Annotated in this window: 13 protein-coding genes; 11 read left to right on the forward strand and 2 right to left on the reverse strand. The window is 69.3% G+C overall.

From position 1 onward, the window contains the following. Window positions 1–50: 50 nt before the first annotated feature. The 8 genes from I0D00_RS17265 (at window position 51) to rlmF (ending at window position 8980) form a co-directional block, all read left to right on the forward strand. Entirely contained in the window at window positions 51–470 is a 420-nt protein-coding gene (locus I0D00_RS17265; protein ID WP_213641049.1) for a DNA polymerase III subunit chi, read from the forward strand. A 12-nt stretch (window positions 471–482) separates the two neighbouring features. Next, on the forward strand, window positions 483–911 hold the full coding sequence (locus tag I0D00_RS17270; RefSeq protein WP_213641050.1) for a DNA polymerase III subunit chi: 429 nt from the start codon (window positions 483–485) through the stop codon (window positions 909–911). Between the two features lie 114 nt (window positions 912–1025). Continuing rightward, window positions 1026–3875, forward strand: coding sequence for a valine--tRNA ligase (locus tag I0D00_RS17275; RefSeq protein WP_213641051.1), 2850 nt, complete (start codon window positions 1026–1028; stop codon window positions 3873–3875). A 72-nt stretch (window positions 3876–3947) separates the two neighbouring features. Next, on the forward strand, window positions 3948–5399 hold the full coding sequence (gene nhaC / locus I0D00_RS17280; protein WP_213641052.1) for a Na+/H+ antiporter NhaC: 1452 nt from the start codon (window positions 3948–3950) through the stop codon (window positions 5397–5399). A 224-nt stretch (window positions 5400–5623) separates the two neighbouring features. After that, on the forward strand, window positions 5624–7000 hold the full coding sequence (gene nhaD, locus I0D00_RS17285) for a sodium:proton antiporter NhaD (protein ID WP_213641053.1): 1377 nt from the start codon (window positions 5624–5626) through the stop codon (window positions 6998–7000). A gap of 66 nt (window positions 7001–7066) precedes the next feature. Then, complete coding sequence (locus I0D00_RS17290) at window positions 7067–7363, forward strand: winged helix-turn-helix domain-containing protein (RefSeq protein ID WP_213641054.1); 297 nt, start codon at window positions 7067–7069, stop codon at window positions 7361–7363. 14 nt (window positions 7364–7377) lie between these two features. Then, window positions 7378–7962, forward strand: a complete 585-nt coding sequence (locus I0D00_RS17295; protein WP_213641055.1) for a VTT domain-containing protein — start codon at window positions 7378–7380, stop codon at window positions 7960–7962. Window positions 7963–7999: 37 nt separating this feature from the next. Then, on the forward strand, window positions 8000–8980 hold the full coding sequence (rlmF, locus tag I0D00_RS17300) for a 23S rRNA (adenine(1618)-N(6))-methyltransferase RlmF (RefSeq protein WP_213641056.1): 981 nt from the start codon (window positions 8000–8002) through the stop codon (window positions 8978–8980). 26 nt (window positions 8981–9006) lie between these two features. Here rlmF and I0D00_RS17305 read toward each other — a convergent pair whose 3' ends face one another. After that, window positions 9007–9432, reverse strand: a complete 426-nt coding sequence (locus I0D00_RS17305) for a potassium channel family protein (protein ID WP_213641057.1) — start codon at window positions 9430–9432, stop codon at window positions 9007–9009. Between the two features lie 208 nt (window positions 9433–9640). On the opposite strand from I0D00_RS17305, the gene I0D00_RS21605 reads away from it, so the two are divergent. From I0D00_RS21605 to I0D00_RS17315, 3 genes are all read left to right on the forward strand, one after another. Next, window positions 9641–9793 carry a hypothetical protein gene (locus I0D00_RS21605; RefSeq protein WP_246533305.1) on the forward strand — a complete coding sequence of 51 codons (153 nt, stop codon included), beginning with the start codon at window positions 9641–9643 and terminating at the stop codon, window positions 9791–9793. Next, entirely contained in the window at window positions 9793–10548 is a 756-nt protein-coding gene (locus I0D00_RS17310; RefSeq protein WP_246533306.1) for a haloalkane dehalogenase, read from the forward strand. Before I0D00_RS21605 ends, I0D00_RS17310 begins: the two co-directional genes overlap by 1 nt. Before the next feature lie 287 nt (window positions 10549–10835). Then, window positions 10836–13463 carry a putative bifunctional diguanylate cyclase/phosphodiesterase gene (locus I0D00_RS17315; RefSeq protein ID WP_213641058.1) on the forward strand — a complete coding sequence of 876 codons (2628 nt, stop codon included), beginning with the start codon at window positions 10836–10838 and terminating at the stop codon, window positions 13461–13463. Window positions 13464–13487: 24 nt separating this feature from the next. Here I0D00_RS17315 and I0D00_RS17320 read toward each other — a convergent pair whose 3' ends face one another. After that, window positions 13488–16907, reverse strand: a complete 3420-nt coding sequence (locus I0D00_RS17320; protein WP_213641059.1) for an AAA family ATPase — start codon at window positions 16905–16907, stop codon at window positions 13488–13490. Between the last annotated feature and the right edge of the window lie 40 nt (window positions 16908–16947).

A 16947-nucleotide genomic window follows, 5' to 3' on the forward strand; every position in this document is an offset into this window, starting at 1 on the left:
GCCGGGGCGCTCGCCCGCCCCGGACTCCCCAGCCCATCGCCGAAGTCGCCATGCCCCGAATCGAGTTCTATGTGCTCTCCTCCGCCACCCCGGCCGAGCGCCTGCGCGCCGCCTGCCAGCTGGCGATGAAGGCCTGGCGCGCCGGCCTGCCGGTGTTCCTGCGCGGCGCCGATGCCCAGCAATGCGCGGAGCTGGACGAGCTGCTGTGGCGCTTCAAGGCGGAAGCCTTCGTGCCCCACGACCTGCACCAGGACGACCCGCACGCCCCGGTGGTGATCGGCCTGGACGAACAGCCGGTCGCCGAACAGGGCGTGCTGATCAACCTCAGCCCGAGCCTCTCACCCTTTATCGAGCGCTTCAGCCGGATCATCGAGATCGTCAACCAGGAGCCAGACCTGCTGACCGCCTGCCGGGAGAATTTCCGCAGCTACCGCCAGCGCGGCTATGATCCGCAACGAGTCGAGCTCTAAGCGCCGCATACCATGGACACACCGAAGCCACCGCAGAAACCCGCGCAACTGCTGAACGACCTGGAGTCGATCCGCGAGCTGCTGGGCGACCAGGACCTGGAGCCGCCGCTGCTGGTCGACGCCCTCGACCCGGACGCCATCCCCGTGCTCTCCGATATCGTCGCCGCAGCACCGCCCGGCGCGCCGCCCCCGGCGCCCAGCCACCGCCCCGAGGCCACCGCATCGCCTGCCCAGTCCGACGCGGGCCTGCGCGGCACCCTGGAGCAAGCCGTGCTGCGCGACAGCGCCGCCGAGCTGAAGAAACTGGACAACGAACTGCGCGCCGCCGCCCAGCTGATCCTGCAGGACGTCATCGACGACTTCGTGCCGCAGATCGAGGCCGAGCTGAAGCGCCGCCTGGAGGCGCGCCTGACCCGCCTGCTGCCGCCGCGCCGCGGCTGAGCCCGCGCCGCGCCCCGGCAGTCAGCTTCCCGGTGCGCGCCCTTACGCCTGGCGCGGCTTCCCCGTTATACTTGTCGGCTTTTCCGATCAGCCGTCATAAGGGTCCCGCCGCGCATGGACAAGACCTACCAGCCGCACGCCATTGAAACCGCCCTGTACGAGAACTGGGAGGCGAACAACTACTTCGCCCCCCAGGGTTCGGGCGAGCCGTACACCATCATGATCCCGCCGCCGAACGTCACCGGCAGCCTGCACATGGGTCACGGCTTCAACAACTCGATCATGGACGCGCTGATCCGTTTCCGTCGCATGCAGGGCCGCAACACCCTGTGGCAACCGGGCACCGACCATGCCGGCATCGCCACCCAGATGGTGGTGGAGCGCCAGCTGGCCGCCGACGGCATCAGCCGCCACGACCTGGGCCGGGAGAAGTTCCTGGAGAAGGTCTGGGAGTGGAAGGAGCAGTCCGGCGGCACCATCACCCGGCAGATCCGCCGCCTGGGCAGCTCGGTGGACTGGTCGCGCGAGCGCTTCACCATGGACGACGGCCTGTCGGAAGCCGTCAAGGAAGCCTTCGTGCGCCTGCACGAGGACGGCCTGATCTACCGCGGCAAGCGCCTGGTCAACTGGGACACCAAGTTCCACACCGCCATCTCCGACCTCGAGGTGGAGAGCCACGACGAGAAAGGCAACCTGTGGCACCTGCGCTACCCGCTGGCCGACGGCCAGCGCACCGCCGACGGCAAGGACCACCTGATCGTCGCCACCACCCGCCCGGAAACCATGCTGGGCGACGCCGCCGTCGCCGTGCACCCGGAAGACGAACGCTACAAGGCGCTGATCGGCCACTTCGTCGAACTGCCCCTGGTGGGTCGACGCATCCCCATCGTCGGCGACGACTACTGCGATCCCGAGTTCGGTACCGGCTGCGTGAAGATCACCCCGGCCCACGACTTCAACGACTACGAAGTCGGCAAGCGCCACAACCTGCCGCTGCTCAACATCTTCGACAAGAACGCCGCCGTGCTGGCCAGCGCCCAGGTGTTCAACATCGACGGCAGCGTCAACGACAGCATCGACGGCCGCCTGCCGGCCGACTACGCCGGCCTCGACCGCTTCGCGGCGCGCAAGCAGATAGTCGCCGCCTTCGAGGCCGCCGGGCTGCTGGAGAAGATCGACGAACACGCGCTGAAGGTGCCCAAGGGCGACCGCTCCGGCACCGTCATCGAGCCCTGGCTGACCGACCAGTGGTACGTCTCCACCAAGCCCCTGGCGGAGCCGGCCATCAAGGCCGTGGAAGACGGCCAGATCCAGTTCGTGCCCAAGCAGTACGAGAACATGTATTTCTCCTGGATGCGCGACATCCAGGACTGGTGCATCAGCCGCCAGCTGTGGTGGGGCCACCGCATCCCGGCCTGGTACGACGAGGCCGGCAACGTCTATGTCGGCCGCGACGAGGCCGAAGTGCGGGCCAAGCACGATCTGGGCGACATCGCCCTGCGCCAGGACGAGGACGTGCTCGACACCTGGTTCAGCTCCGGCCTGTGGACCTTCTCCACCCTCGGCTGGCCGCAGCAGACCGAGGCGCTGAAGACCTTCCACCCCACCGACGTGCTGGTCACCGGCTTCGACATCATCTTCTTCTGGGTCGCGCGCATGGTCATGCTGACCCTGCACCTGGTGAAGAACGCCGACGGCAGCGCCCAGGTGCCGTTCAAGACCGTCTACGTGCACGGCCTGGTACGCGACAGCCAGGGCCACAAGATGTCCAAGTCCAAGGGCAACGTGCTCGACCCGCTGGACATAGTCGACGGCATCGACCTGGAAGCCCTGGTGGCCAAGCGCACCAGCGGCATGATGCAGCCCAAGCTGGCGGAGAAGATCGCCAAGCAGACCCGCGCCGAGTTCCCCGAGGGCATCGCCGCCTACGGCACCGACGCCCTGCGCTTCACCAACCTGGCCCTGGCCTCCACCGGCCGCGACATCAAGTTCGACATGGGCCGGGTCGAGGGCTACCGCAACTTCTGCAACAAGATCTGGAACGCCGCCAACTTCGTCATCGAGAACACCGATGGCCAGGACACCGGGGTGAACGGCGAGCCGGTCGAGCTGTCCGCGGTGGACCGCTGGATCATCTCCGCCCTGCAGCGCACCGAGGCGGAAGTGACCCGCCAGCTCGACGCCTTCCGCTTCGACCTGGCCGCCCAGGCGCTGTACGAGTTCATCTGGGACGAGTACTGCGCCTGGTACCTGGAGCTGGTCAAGCCGGTGCTGTGGGACGAGCAGGCGCCGATCGAGCGCCAGCGCGGCACCCGCCGCACCCTGATCCGGGTGCTGGAAGTGGCGCTGCGCCTGGCCCATCCATTCATGCCCTTCATCACCGAGGCCATCTGGCAACGCATCAAGGCCCAGGCCGGTGCCAGCGGCGACACCCTGATGCTGCAGCCCTGGCCGGTGGCCAACGAGAGCCGCATCGACGCGGCCGCCGAGGGCGACATCGAGTGGGTCAAGGCGCTGATGCTCGGCCTGCGGCAGATCCGCGGCGAGATGAAGATCTCCATGGCCAAGCGCATCGACGTGGTGCTGAACAACGCCAGCCAACTGGACCAGCGCCGCCTGGCCGACAACCTGCCGTTGCTCAACAAGCTGGCCAAGCTGGAATCGGTACGGGTGCTGGCCGCCGGCGAGGAGGCGCCGCTGTCCGCCACCGCCCTGGTCGGCGAGATGGAAGTGCTGGTGCCGATGGCCGGGCTGATCGACAAGGACGCCGAACTGGCGCGCCTGGACAAGGAGATCGCCCGCCTGGACGGCGAGGTCAAGCGCGTCGGCGGCAAGCTGGCCAACCAGGGCTTCGTCGCCAAGGCCCCGGCCGAGGTGCTGGACAAGGAGCGCGCCAAGCTGGCCGAGGCCGAACAGGCCCTGGGCAAGCTGGCCGAGCACCGCGCCCGCATCGCCAGCCTCTAACCCTTCCGCAAGACCCCCACGGGGCCCGCTGCCAGCATCGGCACGGGCCCCGTCCTGTTTATCGGTACCGCCATGACCGCCCCACGCTCCCCGTCCCTGCTCGACGCCCTGCTGCCGATTGGCGTGCTGATGGTGCTGCTGAGCCTGTCCGTCTACCTCTATGGCGACGCCTCCTCCAGCGGGCCGAACCAGATCGCCCTGATGAGCGCCGCCTTCGTCGCCGGGCTGATCGGCCTGAAGAACGGCCTGCGCTGGGCGCAGATCGAGGACGGCATACTGGCCGGCATCCAGATGGCGATGAAGGCCAACCTGATCCTGCTGGCGGTCGGCGCCCTGATCGGCACCTGGATTCTCGCCGGCACCGTGCCGACCATGATCTGGCTCGGCCTCAAGCTGATCTCGGCCGAGTACTTCTACGCCACCAGCTGCCTGATCTGCGCCCTCACCGCCCTGTCGATCGGCAGTTCCTGGACGGTGGCCGGCACCCTCGGCATCGGCCTGATGGGCGTCGCCGCCGGCCTCGGCCTGGACCCGGCGATCACCGCCGGGGCGATCATCTCCGGCGCCTATTTCGGCGACAAGCTGTCGCCCCTGTCGGACACCACCAACCTGGCGCCGGCCGCCGCCGGCGCCGAGCTGTTCGCCCATATCCGCCTGATGGCGCGCACCTCGGTGCCGGCGCTGCTGCTGGCCCTGGGCCTGTTCTTCGGCCTCGGCCAGCAGGCCGGCGGCGAGCAGGACACCGCGCGCATCGCCGCGGTGCTGCAGGCCCTGGAGGGCCAGTTCGAGCTGGGCTGGCACCTGCTGCTGCCGGTGGCCCTGCTGCTGTTCCTGGCGGTACGCCAATGGGCGGCCTTCCCCGCGGTATTCCTCGGCGCCCTGGTCGGCGCGCTGTTCGCGCTGCTGTTCCAGCCGGAAGTGATGCATCGCCTGGCCGATCCCGCCGCCGGCGCCCTGGCGCCGCTGAAGACGCTGTGGAGCGCGCTGTTCGCCGGCTACCAGTCGAGCAGCGGCAACGAGGCCCTGGACGGCCTGCTGTCCAAGGGCGGCATGGCCAGCATGCTCACCACCATCTGGCTGATCATCTGCGCCATGTGCTTCGGCGGCGTGCTGGAGCGCCTCGGCCTGCTGCAGCGCCTGCTGCACAGTACCCTGCACCTGGCCAGGAGCACCAGCAGCCTGATCGCCTGCACCATCACCACCAGCATCGGCACCAACCTCATCACCGCCGACCAGTACATCGCCCTGGTCCTGCCCGGGCGCATGTACCGCGCGGAATACGACAAGCGCGGCCTGGCTCCGGTGACCCTGTCCCGTGCCCTGGAAGACGGCGGCACCCTGACCTCGGTGCTGATCCCCTGGAACACCTGCGGCGCCTACATGGCGGCGACGCTCGGGGTGGCGACCCTGAGCTACCTGCCGTTCTGCTTCTTCAACCTGATCATGCCGCTGCTGGCCCTGGGCCTGGCCTTCATCGCCCCGCCGCAACCGCTGCGCGTCGCTGCGCCGCAAACCGCCGCCTGATCTCCTGCGCAGCCCCCGAAAAGCCGCACGCCACGGGGGCTGCGCACGGACCTGCAAGTCACAAATCGTCTAAAAACAGCGTGCGAAAGCACCTTTAACCCGCAATTGCCCTCCCAATTCCCGGCCAAATCAGGCATCTTCTGCGGCGCATCAAGAGCCTCCGGCATTTTTCCTCCCGGAAAGAGCACTCCCAATAAGAAAAGCCCTGAACTGGAATTCTGATCATGTATGCGTTAATGGCGTTGATATTCGTCCTCGGTTACCTGTGTATCGCCCTCGAACACCCGCTGAAGATCGACAAGGCCGCCTCGGCCATCCTCACCGCGGTGCTCTGCTGGACGCTGCTGGTGCTCGGCGCCGACGCCATCCTGCCGCTGATCGGCCACGGCACCGCGGGTGCGCCGGACAACGGCCAGCATGTGGTCGAGGAGCTGCGCCACCATCTCGGCGAGATCTCCGAAATCCTGTTCTTCCTCATGGGCGCCATGACCATAGTCGAGCTGATCGACGCCCACGAAGGCTTCAAGGTCATCACCGACCGCATCCGCACCAACAAGCGCGTGACCCTGCTGTGGATGGTGGCGCTGATCACCTTCTTCCTCTCCGCCGCCCTGGACAACCTGACCACCACCATCGTCATGGTCTCGCTGCTGCGCAAGCTGATCGCCGAGCAGAAGGAGCGCTGGTTCTACGCCGGCATCGTGGTGATCGCCGCCAACGCCGGCGGCGCCTGGTCGCCGATCGGCGACGTGACCACCACCATGCTGTGGATCGGCAACCAGATCACCGCCAGCGGCATCGTGGTCAAGCTGATCGTGCCGAGCCTGGTGTGCCTGCTGGTGCCGCTGCTGATCCTGAGCTTCACCCTGAAGGGCGAGATCCACCGGCCGCAGCTGACGGTGCTGGAGGAAGAGCGCCGCGACCCGACCACCCCGTTCGAGCGCAACCTGGTGTTCATCCTCGGCATCTGCGCCCTGGTGTTCGTGCCGATCTTCAAGACCGTCACCCACCTGCCGCCCTACATGGGCATCCTGCTCGGCCTGGGCGTGCTCTGGGTGGTCACCGAGATCATCCACCGCGGCAAGAACGACGAGGACAAGCACCCGCTCTCGGTGGTCGGCGTACTGCGCCGCATCGACACCACCAGCGTGCTGTTCTTCCTCGGCATCCTCCTGGCGGTCTCCAGCCTGGCCAGCGCCGGCCACCTGACCCAGGTCGCGCTGCTGCTGCGCGAAGGCTTCGGCGACATCTACGCGATCAACATCGCCATCGGCCTGCTGTCGGCCGTGGTCGACAACGTGCCGCTGGTGGCCGGCGCCATGAAGATGTACCCGCTGATCAGCCCCGCGGAACTGGCGGTCGCCACTACCGACGCCGGCTGGCTGAGCAACTTCCAGGTCGACGGCACCTTCTGGGAAATGCTCGCCTACTGCGCCGGCACCGGCGGCAGCTGCCTGATCATCGGCTCGGCCGCCGGCGTGGCGGCCATGGGCATGGAGAAGATCAACTTCGTCTGGTACCTGAAGAAGATCAGCTGGCTGGCCTTCATCGGCTACATGGCCGGCGCGGCCACCTATATCGGCATCGCCAGCCTCGGCTGAGACCGGTCCGGACCGCGCTGCACCCGCCACGCGGCGCACCGCCCTAAACGCCAGGAGCACGACGCGATGGACGTGAGTAAGACCAAGAGCAGCTTCTACCGCCGCCTCTATGTGGCCTGGCTGATCGACAGCGGCGCCGCCCGCAGCGTGCCGGATCTGATGGCCGTCACCGGCATGCCGCGGCGCACCGCCCAGGACACCCTGGCAGCCCTGGCCGACCTGGACATCGACTGCGCCTTCGTCCAGGAGCCGGGCGAGCGCAACAACGCCGGTCACTACGCAATCCGCGACTGGGGCGCCATCGATCCCGCCTGGATCGCCCGCCACCAGGCGCGGATCAAGGCCATACTGGGTTACCCCTGAAGCGGAGACCCGCCATGCGCAGCTCCCGTCGCCTGCTGCTGGTGATCCTGTTCCTCCTGGCGCTGTTCCTGCTGTTCGAGTTCTCGGGCATTCGTGGGCAGTTCAGCCTGCAGATGCTCCAGGAGCTGATCCTGATGCACCCGGTCGCCGGCCTGCTGCTGTTCGTCCTGCTGTTCGCCCTGGGCAACCTGATCCAGATTCCCGGCTGGCTGTTCCTCGCCGCCGCGGTGCTGGCCCTGGGCCGCCTGTACGGCGGCCTGGCCACCTACCTGGCCGCCTGCGCCTCCTGCGTGTTCACCTTCTTCACCATTCGCTACCTGGGCGGCAACGCCCTGCACGAGCTGGACAACCGCCTGGCGCAACGCCTGCTGGCCGGTCTCCACCGCCGCCCGCTGGCCAGCATCGTCACCCTGCGCATACTGTTCCAGACCGTCCCGGCGCTGAACTACAGCCTCGCCCTGTCCGGTGTGCGCTTTCGCCATTACCTGCTCGGCACCCTGCTCGGCCTGCCGCTGCCGATCGCCCTGTACTGCCTGTTCTTCGACTACCTGGCGACGTGGCTGAATATCGCGCCCCTAGCCAGCAACGCGTCGTTGTGAATAATGCCCGGTCCTGCACTCGCCCAAGCGGAATGCCATGTCTCGCCGAACGCCACGCCCCACCCCGCCCAAGCCGGCCGCCAAGGGCCAGTTGCACCCGCGCAACCGCCACCAGGGGCGCTACGACTTTCCCGCGCTGATCGCCAGCAGCCCGGAACTGGCGGCGTTCGTGATCATCAACCCCTACGGCAAGCAGAGCATCGACTTCGCCAACCCGGCGGCGGTCAAGGTGTTCAATCGCGCCCTGCTCAAGCAGCACTACGGCATCGCCCACTGGGACATCCCCGCGGACTACCTGTGCCCGCCGATTCCCGGCCGCGCCGACTACCTGCACTACCTGGCCGACCTGCTCGCCGCCGGTAACGGCGGCGCGATCCCCCGCGGCCCGCGGGTACGCGCCCTGGATATCGGCGTCGGTGCCAACTGCATCTACCCGCTGCTGGGCCAGCATGAGTACGGCTGGCGCTTCCTCGGCGCCGACATCGCCGCCAGCGCCATCGCCTCGGCCCAGGCCATAGTCCAGGCCAACCGCCTGGGCGACGCGATCGAACTGCGCCAGCAGGGCGATGCCGGGCACATCTTCCAGGGCCTGCTGCAGGCCGGCGAGCGCTTCGACCTGAGCCTGTGCAACCCGCCCTTCCACGCCTCGGCGGCCGAGGCGGCCAGCGGCAGCAAGCGCAAGTGGCGCAACCTGGGCAAGCTCGACCCCAAGCGCAAGTTGCCGCTGCTGAACTTCGGCGGCCAGGCCGCCGAGCTCTGGTGCCAGGGCGGCGAGGCGGCCTTCGTCGCGCGCCTGATCGGGGAGAGCGCGCAACACGCCGAGCAGGTGCTGTGGTTCAGCACCCTGGTGTCCAAGGCCGGCAATCTGCCCGGCGTCCACGCCGCGCTGCAGCGGGCCGGCGCGTTGCAGGTCCACACCGTGGAAATGGCCCAGGGGCAGAAGCAGAGCCGCTTCGTCGCCTGGACCTTCCTCGACCCCGAGCAGCAGCGAGACTGGCGCAACAGCCGCTGGCAGTAGCCAGCGCCTGCGTCCAGGGACGCCGTCTAGCGGGCGCCCCAGTAGCGCTGCATTTCCACGAACAGGAAGGACGCCGTCCAGGTGATCAGCACCAGGCCGGTCAGCGCCTCGATGCCGGTCAGGTAGCGCACCACCCCGTAGGGCTGGATATCGCCGAAGCCCAGGGTGGTGAAGGTGGTGAAGGAAAAATACACGCAGTCCAGCAGGCTGCCGTCGAAGCTGCCCGCCAGCCACCCCCAACCCTCGGCGTTGTGCATGAAGAAGTAGGCGAAGGCGAACAGCCACACCTCCACCGCATGGGCCACCAGCGCGCCGCAGACGCCCAGCACGATGCGCAGGCGCTGGCGGATGCGCAGCCGCGGCAGCAGCACGGTCAGGCGCGAGAGGAACTCGTAATGGATGACCACCGCGGCGACCACCACCAGGCTGTTGACGAAAATGACGCTGACCACGGCGGCTCCAGTTGTGCGCAAGGAGGGCGTGCGCCGGACGAGCGCGCATCGCCCCCAGTATGGCGTTGCCCGGGCCGGCAGGCCATGGGCAAGCCCGGGCGGCGAGCGGCGCCGCCGCTGATGGCAGGGTATTCATGGACCGCGCCACGCTGTTCAGCCGCGGCCCTCGGTTCCAGGCTGATCCTCCCAGCCACCCGGAGGAACCCCCATGGAATGCCTGCGCACCCCGGACAGCCGCTTCGCCGATCTGCCCGGCTACGCTTTCGCCCCCCACTACCTGCAGATCGCCGACGGCGAGGGCGGCCGGCTGCGCCTGCACTACCTCGACGAGGGCCCCGCGACGCCGCGCCGCTGTTGCTGATGCATGGCGAACCGTCCTGGTGCTACCTGTACCGCAAGATGATCCCGCTGCTGGTCGCCACCGGCCACCGGGTCGTCGCCCCCGACCTGGTCGGCTTCGGCCGCTCCGACAAGCCGACCCGGCGTGAAGACTACAGCTACCAGCGCCACGTCGACTGGATGCAGGCCCTGCTCGAGGGCCTGCAGCTCACGGACATCACCCTGGTCTGCCAGGACTGGGGCGGCCTCATCGGCCTGCGCTTGGTCGCGGAGAACCCCGAGCGCTTCGCCCGGGTGGTGGCCGCCAACACCATGCTGCCGACCGGCGACCAGGCGCCCGGCGAGGCCTTCCGCAAGTGGCAGAAGCTCTCCCAGGAGGTGCCGGTGTTCCCCGCCAGCGGGGTGCTCAACAGCGGCACCGTGACGTCCCTGCCCCAGGCCGTGCTCGACGCCTACGACGCCCCCTACCCGGACGAGCGCCACAAGGAGGGCGCCCGCCAGTTCCCGCTGCTGGTGCCGACCCGCCCGGACGACCCCACCGCGGCCAAGAACCGCGCGGCCTGGAGCGTCCTGAGGCAATGGCGCAAGCCGTTCCTGACGGCCTTCAGCGACAGCGACCCGATCACCGCCGGCGGCGATCGGCTGATGCACAAGCTGATCCCCGGTGCCCAGGGGCAAGACCACACCACGCTGGTCGGCGGTGGCCACTTTCTCCAGGAGGACCTGGGCGAAGCGCTCGCCGGGGTGGTCCTGCGCTTCCTGGCCGCCACCCCCTAGCCGCGCCCAGCGCCGGCCACCGTCCGACGCCTGGCCGGCGCCCCGCAAACAGGCCACCTCAGGCCTACCGGCAGCGGCTGTGCCGGAACAGCGGACTGCCGGCCAGCGCCGCAGCGCACCGTTCATACCCCAGGCGCGCCACTCCAGCGGTATCTAAGCTATAAGTTCTGATGGCCAGATGCCGCCATCATGGCGACCTCGCGTCGAAAGCAGTGCCGCCGACAGACCCCGTACGCGGCTCGGAGCGTTTCCATTTAGCCTTACAGGTACAAGGAGTGGCTGGGTCTATGAGCAGTAAGCCCGCTCGCCCAAAACCGGCAGCCCACCCGCAGCGCCGTCTGCACGAATGGCGCAAGTACTCGATCAGTGCGGGCTTCGTGCTGCTCTGGCTGCTCGGCCTGCTGGTGATCTACCGCGATGCCCAGCAGATGGCGGCCAGCACCGAAACGAAGATCCGCAAGGAAATGGGCATCGAAACCCGGGCCATGGCCGACACGCTGGCCGGCATGCTCGAGCGTACCTACCTGACCATCAAGACCATCTCGCTGTTGCCCGCGGTGCGTGCCACGGCTCCGCACAATCGCGCCAGCGCCGAGGAAGACGTCGTCGAGCAGGGCTACTTCAGCGGCGATGACGCCACCATCATCCAGCAGCTGTACAACCACATCGCCTCCGATATCGAAGTCTCGGAGATCTACCTGGTCTACGACGGCTTCGCGCCGGAGCAGGGCCAGGTGCCCTTCCTGATGTACGACGAGGTCCTGCTCGAGCGCATCGATCTTGCCAAGGAGGCGCACCCCACCCACGAGGCCGACGAGCCCGAGGAATACGAGGCCGCCGAGTATGCCGAGTACGTGCGCCAGCTCGACCACCTGCGCCGGCATGCGCCGCTGCTGCCGGCCGAGGCGCCGCAGGGCATAGCCGCGGTGACCTCGGCCCTGCTGCGCACCTGCGACAACTCCCAGTACACCTCCCTGGCCGAGGGCGACGAACGCGACAGCCATGGCCTGCTGCTGTCCGTGCCCATCTACGACCAGTCCAGCAAGGCGTTCAAGGGGCTGGTCACCGCCGTACTCCGGGCCAACGTGCTGGAGGCTGCGCTGCTGGGCTGGCCGCGCCTGCCCATCACCGCTCTCGACCGGGCCATCCTGGCCCGGCACCGCACCGACCTGCAGAGTCCGGCGGCCGAATACGTGCTGGAGAACCGCACCACCGGCGACCGCATCATGGACAGGCGCAGCACCAGCCTGCCGCGTCTGCTCGCCGGCCAGGAGCAGGCCGCCATCCATCTGGAACAGAGCGTCAGCCTGCCCTATGCCTCGGACTGGCGCCTGCACCGCTACAAGACCGCGGCCGACCTCGACCGGGCCATCGCCCCCATCCAGCGGGAAATGTGGCAACGCCTGGGGCTGCTGAGCCTGCTGCTGGCCGCCCTGGGCCTGGCGGTGGAACGGGTCTTCGCGGTGCAGCGGCGCTCGACCCGCACCCTCACCCAGATGGCCAACTACGACGCCCTGACCGGCCTGCCCAACCGCCGCCTGGTCGCCGAGCACCTGGCCAACGCCCTCGACCGCCAGCCCTCGGCCAGCAGCCAGTACGCCGTGCTGATGATCGACCTGGACGACTTCAAGGAGGTCAACGACAGCCTCGGCCACCAGGTCGGCGACCGCCTGCTGATCGAGGTGGCGCAGCGCTTCGTCGAGAGTCTGCGCGCCTCCGACTGGCTGCTGCAGCTGCACACGGGGGCCGAGCCGCTGGAGGCCAACGCCTCTATGGTCGGCCGCCTGGGCGGCGACGAGTTCCTCGTGCTGCTGCCGGAGCAACCCTGCCTGGAGCAGGTCCTGGGCATCGCCGAGCGCCTGCAGGCCAGCCTGCGCGCCCCCATAGTGCTGGGCCAGGAGCAGATCTACGTACACGCCAGCATCGGCATCGCCCTCTACCCGGAGCACGGCCGCGACGGCCCGCTGCTGCTGCGCAGCGCCGACGCGGCGATGTACCTGGCCAAGCGCCAGGGGCGCGGGCAGACGGTGGTGTTCCAGCAGGACCTCGACGACACCTCGCGCCAGCGCCTGCAGCTGCTCACCGACCTGCATTCGGCCCTGGCACTGCATCAGTTCACCCTGCACTACCAGCCGGAGCTGAACCTGGCCAACGGCCAGATCGACTGCGTCGAGGCACTGCTGCGCTGGCAGCACCCGACCCTGGGGCTGATCTACCCGGCGCACTTCATCGCCCTGCTGGAACAGTCCGGGCTGGTCCTGGAGGTCGGCCAGTGGGTCCTGGAGAGTGCCTGCCGGCAACTCAAGGCCTGGCAGGACAGCCACTCGCCGATCAAGCAGCTGTGCGTCAACGTCTCGGTCAAACAGCTGGCCCAGGCGGGGTTCGTCGAGTCGCTGCAGAACACCATCCGCGATGCCGGCATCGCCCCCGAGGCGCTGACCCTGGAGCTGACCGAGTCGATGCTGATGCAGCACCCGGAGGCCAACGTCCGCCTGCTGCAGGAGATGCGCAAGACCGGGGTCAAGGTGGCCCTGGACGACTTCGGCACCGGCTATTCCTCGCTCAGCTACCTGCGCCAGTTGCCGCTGGACGTGCTGAAGATCGACCGCAGCTTCGTCATCGACACCGGCACCCCGCAGGGCCTGGCCATCTGCCATACGATCACCGCACTGGCGCAACGCCTCGGCCTCAAGGTCATCGCCGAGGGCATCGAGTCGGCCGAGCAGTTCTGCAACATGCACGCGGTCGGCAGCGACTGGATGCAGGGCTACCTGATCGCCCGCCCGCTGCCGGCGGAGCAGATCGCCCCCTTCGCCCGGAGCTTCGACTGGCACGCCTTCAAGGTCGACAACGACCTGCTGGAGCACAGCCCGGAGTGGCTGCCGCGGCCGCGCTGCACGCCCTCCCCCTCCTAGGCCCGCGTTCGCCCGGGCCGCGGCCTACCGGGCGAAGCGCCGCTCCAGGCCGCTGTAGCCCATGCCCACGGCCTTGTACACCTTGAGCTGCACCGGGATGCGCTCCTTCAGCGCCTCGACGTGGCTGATCACGCCGATCATCTTGCCGCTGGCGTTGAGGCTGTCGAGGGCGTCCAGGGCCACCTCCAGGGTCTCGCCGTCGAGGGTACCGAAGCCCTCGTCGAGGAACAGCGAGTCGATGCTGGTCTTGTGGCTGACCAGGTCGGACAGCGCCAGGGCCAGGGCCAGGCTGACCAGGAAGCTCTCGCCGCCGGACAGGGTGCGGGTGTCGCGGGCCACATCGGCCTGCCAGGTGTCGATCACCGCCAGCTCCAGCTCGCCGTCGCCCTTGCGCGCCAGCTGGTAGCGCCCGTGCAGGCGCTGCAGCTGCTGGTTGGCCAGGTAGACCAGGTGATCGAGGGTCAGGCCCTGGGCGAAGCGGCGGTACTTGGCGCCGTCCGCCGAGCCGATCAGGCCGTTGAGCTGCTGCCACAGGTCGTAGTCGGCTCGCTTGTCGGCGATCGCCGCGAACAGCGCCTGCTGGCCCTGGCGGCGCGCATCGTCGCCCTGCAGCTGGGCGCGGATCTCGCCCCGGCGCTCGTTCAGGCGCTTCAGCTGCGCCGCCAGGGCCTGCAGCTGCTCGTCCAGCTCGCGCAACGCCAGGCTGCCGAGTGGCTCGGCGCACAGGCGCTGCAGCTGCTGCTCGGCGGCCAGGCGCAGGGCGGCGGCCTCGGTCAGCGCGGTGTCCAGACGGCGCTTGAGTTCGCCCAGGCGCTGGCGCTCCTGGTCGTCCAGCAGGGCAGCGCGGAACGCCTCGAGGTCGGCGAAGGGGCTGGCCTGCAGCGCACGGGACCAGGCATCTGCGCTCTCGGCCAGGCGCCGCTGCGCCTGCTCCAGTTGCGTGGCCTGGCCCTGCGCCTGGCCGTGCAGGGCATCGGCCTGACGCTGCCCCTGGGCCAGCGCCGCCTCGGCCGCCTGCAGGGCCTGCAGCGGGTGTTCGGCGTCATCCGGCGGCGCCTGCTGCGGCGCACCGCTGGCCTGCCAGCGCGCCCGCCACTGCGCGGCCAGGGCCTCGGCCTCCTGCTGCAGGCGACGGGCTTCGCGCTCCTCGTCCTGCAGCTGCTGGTCACGCTGCTGGTCCTGCTGCCATTGCTGCCACTGCCGCTCGTGCTCGGCCAGCCAGGCTTCGCCGTCCTCCGGCAGCACCGCGGCAAAGCCGGCGAGGCTGGCCAACAGCGCGGCGGCCTGGGCCGCGGCCTGTTGCCCCAGCTGCTGCAGACGCTGCTGCTGCTCGAGTCGGCGCTGGCCGGCATTGTCCAGGTCGCGCTGCACCAGGGCCTGCTGCCCCTCGGCCGCGGCCCAGGCCTTTTCGCAGGACTCACGCAGACGGGCAGCCCGCTGCACCTCGGCCTGGCAGGCCTCGACGGCGGACAAGCGCTCCTGCAATTCGCCGAGCGCCTGCTCATGGGCGCGCAGCTCCGCCGGCAACTCCGCGGCAGCGCTCAGCGCCAAGCCCTGCTCGGCCACCTGGCGCTGCCAGTCGGCGTCCAGCTGCCGGCCCTGGGCCTCGGCCTCGGCGCAGCGCGTACTCGCCTGTTCGGCCTGGGCCACGAGGCGGGCCAGTTCGTCACGCAAGGCCACGCCGTTCGCCTCCAGCAGCGCCAGGGCCTCGCGCCGCTCGGTCAACTGCTGTTGCGTGACGGAAACGTCCAGCGCCTGGTAGCTGGCGATCGCCGGATGCTCGACGGCGCCGCACAGGGGGCAGGCCTCGCCGGGCTGCAGCTGGGCGCGATAGGCCTCCAGGGCCTGGATGCGCTGCTCCTGCAGCAGCAGCCGCTCCTTGTCGGCGACCTGCTGCTTGAGGTCCTTGTAGCGCTCGCGCAGCGCCCCTAGCTCGGCATCCTTGGCCGCCCGGCGCTGGCCCAGCTCGGCCAGTTGCGGTTGCAGCGCGGCGAGCTGGCTCTGCACCTGTTCCTGGGCACGCGCCAGCTGTTCCAGGCGGTCGAGGGCCCGCCCCTGCTGCTGCAAGCGTTGCCACTGATCCCGCAAGCCCGCCTCACTGGCGCCCCGCAGCAGCGCCTGCAGGGCAGCCTGCTGCTGGGTTTCAGCCTCGCGGGCGGCCTGCAGCTCGCGCTGGGCCTGGGCGAGCCGTTCGCCTTGCTGGCTCAGCTGGCCCCTCAAGGCCTCGCCAGCGGCGGCGGCGTCCTGCACCTGCCGCTGCGCCGCCGCCGTCTGCTCCGCCAGTTGCCGGCGCTGGGCGAACTCGGCGCGCCAGCCGCCGAGCAACTCGCCCAGGCGCCCACGCTGCGGTTGCCGGCCCAGGCGCGCCTGCACCTGGTGGCGCTGCTCGGCCAGCGCCGCCGCGCCGGCCTGTCGCCGGCCGGCGAGCTGGGCGGCATACTGGCTGGCCTGCCACAGGTTGCGGCTGGTCAGCACGACGCAGTCCTGCTGCTGGCGGTGGATGTCTTCCAGGCGCAGCTGAGCCTGCTGCAGATCCTCGCGAGCCTGTTGCCAGGCCCGATGCAGCGGTTGCAGGCGCGTCGCCGGCTCGCTCGCCACCAGGCGCTGCACCTGCGGCGCGGCATCGTCCAGGGCTTGGCGCGCCTGCTGCTCGCGCTCGACACTGTGGCGCTGCTGCTGCTCGGCACGGGCCAGCTCTTCGCGCCAGCGGCGTTGCGCCTGCAGCTGCTGCTGGCGCTCGCCGAGCGTCGCCTCCTCGGCCTGCAGCCGCGCGGCTTCGGCATCGAGCGCCGCGCGCTGCTCCTCGCCGAGCAGCTCGACGCCCTTGGCGCGACTCTCCAGCATCTCCAGTTCGTTGGCCGCGGCCCTGGTGCGCTCGTAGACCCGCTGGGAGATCTGCCCGTAGATATCGGTGCCGGTGAGTTCCTCCAGCAGCTCGGCGCGCTGGTTGGCACTGGCCTCGAGGAACGCGGCGAAGCCGCCCTGGGCCAGCAGCATGGACTTGGTGAAGCGCTCGAAATCCAGGCCGGTGAGGCGCTCGGTCTCGCGCAACTTCTCGTTGATCTTGTCGGTGAGGATCTGCCCGTCGGCCGCGGCCAGCTCCACCTTGGGCGCCTGCAGCGCGCCATCGGTCTTGTCGCGGGCGCGGCGCTGGCTCCAGAACGCGCGGTAGCCGACGCCCCTGACCTCGAACTCGACCTCGGCCAGACAGTCGGCGGTGTGCCGGGTCATCAGCTCGTTGCCGCCGGCCGACAGGCTGCTCATCCGCGGGGTGCGGTGGTACAGGGCCAGGCAGATGGCATCGAGCAGGGTGGTCTTGCCGGCCCCCGTCGGCCCGGTGATGGCGAACAGGCCGTTGCCGGCGAAGGGCTCGGCGGTGAAGTCCACCTTCCACTCGCCCTTGAGCGAATTGAGGTTCTTCAGGCGCAGGCTGAGGATTTTCATGTCAGGGGGCGATGACCGTCGGGAAACGGCCATTCTGACA

The organism is Pseudomonas lalucatii (assembly GCF_018398425.1).
In the GTDB taxonomy this organism is placed as follows: domain Bacteria; phylum Pseudomonadota; class Gammaproteobacteria; order Pseudomonadales; family Pseudomonadaceae; genus Aquipseudomonas; species Aquipseudomonas lalucatii.